Below are 5,359 nucleotides of genomic sequence, written 5' to 3'. Positions count from 1 at the left end.
GCCGTCGGGGCGGCCGATGCCGATGCGGCGGGACGGCGACCGGCTCAGGTTCGTGGGCGCGGCCACCCGGCGCATCGCCCGCGGGCTCGACCTGGACGAGATCGTGATGGGCCTGTGCCGGGCCACCGTGCCGACGTTCTCCGACGCGATCCTGGTCTATCTGCGCGATCCGCTGCCGGTCGGCGACGAGCGGCCCACCGGTCCGGTGGTGCTGCGGCTGCGCCGCACCGACCGGATACCGGACGAACGGGACACCGACGGGGTGCTGCTGCCCGCGGCGTTCGAGCCGGAGCCCGAGCCGTCGGTGCTGGCCGACCTGTCGGCGCTGACCACCGAGCTGTGCGAGGTACGGCCGGGCGGCGCGCTGAACGAGGTGCTGCGCGGGGTGCGCCCGGTGTTCGCCGACGCGCCCGCGGCCCGGGCCGCGCTGCCCGAACTGCTCGGCGAGAGCGGGGAGGGCGTCGTACCAAGCGGCCACCAGCAGATCGTCCGCCTCGAACGCCGGCTGGTCCGGACGGCGTTCGAGGCGGACGATCTGCTGGTGGCCGCGCAGCTGGCCACGCACAGCGCGCTGGGCATCGACAAGGCGGTGCTGTACGGCCGGGAGGCGTACATCGCCGACGAGTTGCAGCGCACCATGCTGCCCGAGACCCTGCCCCGGCCCACCGGTGTCCGGCTGGCCTCCCGGTATCTGCCGGCGGCGGAGACGGCGCGGGTCGGCGGCGACTGGTACGACGCGATCCCGCTGCCGGGCAGCCGGGTCGCCCTGGTCGTCGGCGATGTGATGGGCCACTCGATGACCTCGGCGGCGATCATGGGCCAGCTGCGCACCACCGCGCAGACGCTGGCCGGGCTCGACCTGCCGCCGCAGGAGGTGCTGCACCACCTGGACGAGCAGGCACAGCGCCTGGGCACCGACCGCATGGCGACCTGCCTGTACGCGGTCTACGACCCGGTGACGCACCGCATCACGATCGCCAACGCCGGCCATCCGCCGCCCGTGCTGCTGCACCTGGGCGGCCGGGCGGAGGTGCTGCGGGTGCCGCCGGGCGCGCCGATCGGGGTCGGCGGGGTGGACTTCGAGGCGGTGGAGCTGGACGCGCCCGCCGGGGCGACCCTGCTGCTGTACACCGACGGGCTGGTGGAGTCCCGGCTGCGGGACGTGTGGACCGGCATAGAGCAGCTGCGGGAGCGGCTGGCCGCGACGGCGCGGCTGACCGGGCCGGACCATCCGCCGCCGCTGGAAGCGCTGTGCGACGAGGTGCTGGACATGCTCGGCCCGGGCGACCGGGACGACGACATCGCACTGCTCGCGGCACGCTTCGACGGGATCGCGCCGAGCGACGTCGCGTACTGGACGCTGGAGCCGGAGCGCACCGCCCCCGGCCAGGCCCGCCGGCTGGCCCGCCGGGCGCTCGCCCGGTGGGACCTGGAGGACCTGTCGGACTCGGTGGAGCTGCTGGTCAGCGAGGTGGTGACGAACGCGGTGCGGTACGCGTCGCGGCCGGTGACGCTGCGGCTGCTGCGCACGGACGTGCTGCGCTGCGAGGTCGGCGACGACGTGCCGCAGCTGCCGCGCCTGAGGCAGGCCCGGGCCACCGACGAGGGCGGGCGCGGCCTGTACCTGGTCAACAAGCTGGCCCGGCGCTGGGGCGCGACCCGGCTGAGCACCGGCAAGGTGGTCTGGTTCGAGCTGAACCGCTGAGCCGGAAGGCGCTACGACGCGAAGGGGCGCCCGGAGTCTCCTCCGGGCGCCCCTTCGCGTGTGCGGGCCCTACGGGCCGAAGTGGAAGCCGCCGTCGTCCGGCTTGGGCGGCTCCTCGGTGGTGGGTTCCGTCGGCAGCCCGGTGCTGGGCGTCTCGGACGGCGTCTGCGAGGGCGTGTGGGACGGCGTCCGGCTCGGCGTCTCGGACGGCGTCTGCGACGGCGTGTGGGACGGCGTCTCGCTCGGCGTCTCGGAGGGCGTCCGCGACGGCGTCAGGGACGGGGTCGGCGGCGCGCTGCTGGACGGCGGCGGGGTCGGCGCGACGGCGGCGCCCTGGGTGGTGTCCAGTTCGAACGCGGACCGGTCGGTGACGCCGAAGGTGTAGGCGGCCCAGATCTGCGCCGGGTAGCCGCCGCCGTTGATCCGGCCGCGCCCCGGGAGCAGTCCGGTCGCGCCCTCCATGGACACGTGGCCGTGGGTCTTCGGGTCCTCGCCGAACAGGCCGACGGAGGTGACGAGGTCGGGGGTGTAGCCGGTGAACCAGGCGGACTTGTTCTCGTCGGAGGTGCCGGTCTTGCCGGCCACCTGCTGGCCGTCGCGCTGCGGGTTGTCGGCCACGGACAGCTTGGCCGTGCCGTCGTCCACCACGCCGGTGAGCACCGAGGTGACCGTGTCGGCGGCCGTGCGGCTGAGCACCGTACCGCCGACGGGGTCCGGTATGTCCACCGTGCGGCCCTTGTTCTCCGCCGACTTGATGATGGACGGGGTCACCTTGTGGCCGTGGTTGGCGAAGGTGGCGTAGATCCCGGCCATCTCCAGGGGGCTCGCGCCCATCGAGCCGAGCGTCTGGGCGGGCACCGCCGGCATGCCCTTGGTGTTCATGCCGAGGCTGCTCGCGGTGCTCATGACGTTGTCCATGCCGACGTCCACGCCCATCTGCGCGAAGACGGAGTTGACGGACTTGTTCATCGCCTGCTGGACGGTGATCTTGCCGTAGTCGGCCTCGTCCTCGTTGGGCGGGGCGAAGCCGACCGGGCGTCCGTGGTCCAGCACCGGGCGCCGGTTGCCGCCGTCGTAGACGGTGTCGGCGGTGATGGGCTTGCCGTCCTGCGTGGTGGCCTGGCGCTCCAGGGCGGCGGCGAGGATGACCGGCTTGAAGGTGGAGGCCGGCTGGTAGTCCTTGCGGGTGGCGTTGCTGTAGTAGTGCTCGTAGTAGTTCCGGCCGCCGTACAGCGCGACGATCCTGCCGCTCTTCGGGTCCACGGAGACGGCGCCGGGCTGGATGTCGCCGTCGACCTTGCGCTTGGCCTTGTCGAGCTTGCTGGTCAGCTGGGTGCGGACGGCCCGCTCCAGGGCGGCCTGCCTCTTGCGGTCGATGTTGAGGGTGATGGTCCACCCCTTCTCTATGACCGCGTTCTCCGCCTGCGACTGGGTCAGGCCCTCCTGCGCCATGAGCTGCTGTTCCAGCTGCTGGTTGGCGAGCTCGACCAGATAGCCCTTCTGCCCGTCGAGGCCGGGGGCGCCCTTGGGCTCCTTGATCCTGGGGAAGTGCATGGCGGCGCGCTGGGCCTTGGTGAGCCAGCCCTCCTCGACCATGTTGTCCAGGACGTAGTTCCAGCGCTCGGTGACCAGCCGCTTGCCGGTGTCGGTCGCCACCGCCCAGTCGTACTGGCTCGGCGCCTGGAGCAGCGCGGCGAGATAGGCGCCCTGCTCGACCGACAGGTCCTCGGCGTCGACGTGGAAGTAGGCCTGGGCCGCGGCCTGGATGCCGTAGGCGTTGCGGCCGTAGTAGCTGGTGTTGATGTAGCCGGCGAGGATGTCGTCCTTGGACTTCTCGCGGTCCACCTTCAACGAGATGACCATCTCCTTCAGCTTGCGGGAGACGGTCTGGTCCTGGTTGAGGTAGTAGTTCTTGACGTACTGCTGGGTGATCGTGGAGCCGCCCTGCTTGCCCCGGCCGCGCAGGGTGTTGAGCAGGCCGCGGGCGGTGCCCCTGAAGTCGACGCCGGAGTCGCTGTAGAAGCTCTTGTTCTCGGCGGCGACGAAGGTCAGCTGGACCTTGCGGGGCACCTTGGACAGGTCGACGATCTCGCGGTTGACCTTGCCGCTGCGGGCCAGCAGCGTACCGTCGCTGAACTTGTAGACGTTGCTCTGCTGCCGGGCGGCGGCGTTGCCCTCGGGGATGTCGACGTACATGTACAGGCCGATGAAACCGAGGATGGCGAGCAGGCACACGCCGAAGACGGTGCCGAGGATCTTCTTCCAGGTGAACATCCGGCGCAGGAGGCTCTTGGCGGGTTTGCCGGCCGCCGCGGGTTCGGAGCGGCGGCGCTTGGGCGCCGCGCGGTGACCACCACGCTGTCGCGCTCGTCTCTCTTCCGCTCGTCCCATCGGTCCCTACGCTCGCTTCCGTCTCGGGGTCAGCTCCGAAAGCTAACACCCGTCTATATGACAAAGGGCGACCGATCCGGTCTTTTACGGACGTGACAATCAGCACCCGCCCCTAGGGAACCGACGTTCGGGAGTAGTTGAGGGTTGCTCAGGTCGGGAAAAGTGTTATCACTTAGCTAGACCAACGCTAGATGTTCCAACGAACGGGGATCACCCATGTCCGACATACCCGAAATGCCCGCCCCGCGTGTACGCGAGTTCCCGGCCCACAGCATCGGCGGCGGGCTCGCGCTGCTGCTCGGCCTGATCGGGCTCGGCGGCGCCGCCGCCCTGTTCGCTTCCGCCGGGGCCGTCTCCTCGGCCGGCGTCCGGGGCGGGCTCGTCGCCGCCGGTGTCGTCGTGCTGCTCGCGGCCCTGATCGCGATGCGCGGCCTGAACACGGTGGCGCCGGGCGAGGCCCGGGTGGTCCAGCTCTTCGGGCGCTACCGGGGCACGATCCGGCAGGACGGCCTGCGCTGGGTGAATCCCTTCACCTCCCGGACCCGGATCTCCACCCGGGTGCGCAACCACGAGACCGCCGTACTGAAGGTCAACGACGCCTACGGCAACCCGATCGAGCTGGCCGCGGTCGTGGTGTGGAAGGTGCGCGACACCGCCCAGGCCACCTTCGAGGTGGACGACTTCGCGGAGTTCGTCGCCACGCAGACCGAGACGGCCGTGCGGCACATCGCCATCGAGTACCCCTACGACTCCCACGACGAGGACGGCCTCTCGCTGCGCGGCAACGCCGAGGAGATCACCGAGAAGCTGGCCCGGGAACTCCAGGCGCGGGTGGAGACGGCCGGGGTGGAGATCGTCGAGTCGCGGTTCACGCATCTCGCGTACGCTCCCGAGATCGCCTCGGCGATGCTCCAGCGGCAGCAGGCGGGCGCGGTCGTCGCGGCCCGGCGGCAGATCGTCGACGGCGCCGTGGGCATGGTGGAGGTGGCGCTGGACCGGATCGCGGAGGCGGACATCGTGGACCTGGACGAGGAGCGGAAGGCGGCGATGGTGTCGAACCTGATGGTGGTGCTGTGCGGCGACCGGGCCCCGCAGCCGGTCCTGAACACCGGAACCCTCTACCAGTGACCGACCCGGAACGGACACCCGGGAACCGGCCGCGGCAGCGCAAGCAGGTGCTGCTGCGGCTGGACCCGGCGGTCTACGACGCGCTGGCCCGGTGGGCCGGGGACGAACTGCGGTCGGCGAACGCGCAGATCGAGT

The 5,359-nt window shown here is 71.4% G+C and carries 3 protein-coding genes and 1 pseudogene; 3 read left to right on the top strand and 1 reads right to left on the bottom strand.

Annotated features, from left to right (window positions below; genetic code table 11):
* On the top strand, nucleotides 1–1,705 hold a 1,705-nt coding region (locus H5J33_RS22325; RefSeq protein WP_181796694.1), incomplete at its 5' end, for an ATP-binding SpoIIE family protein phosphatase.
* 69 nt (nucleotides 1,706–1,774) lie between these two features.
* Here the strand turns inward: H5J33_RS22325 and H5J33_RS22320 are convergent.
* Entirely contained in the window at nucleotides 1,775–4,096 is a 2,322-nt protein-coding gene (locus tag H5J33_RS22320) for a transglycosylase domain-containing protein (protein WP_181796693.1), read from the bottom strand.
* Between the two features lie 216 nt (nucleotides 4,097–4,312).
* Here H5J33_RS22320 and H5J33_RS22315 point away from each other — a divergent pair, with 216 nt between their 5' ends.
* Complete coding sequence (locus H5J33_RS22315; protein WP_181796692.1) at nucleotides 4,313–5,224, top strand: SPFH domain-containing protein; 912 nt, start codon at nucleotides 4,313–4,315, stop codon at nucleotides 5,222–5,224.
* A pseudogene (locus H5J33_RS38385) lies at nucleotides 5,170–5,359 on the top strand (hypothetical protein); the annotation flags it as partial. The gene H5J33_RS22315 and the pseudogene H5J33_RS38385, both read left to right, overlap by 55 nt.

The organism is Streptomyces sp. WELS2, from assembly GCF_013870595.1.
Lineage (GTDB): Bacteria > Actinomycetota > Actinomycetes > Streptomycetales > Streptomycetaceae > Streptomyces.
The sequence above is the reverse complement of the archived record's forward strand: the minus strand, read 5'-3'. Positions and strand labels throughout refer to the sequence as shown.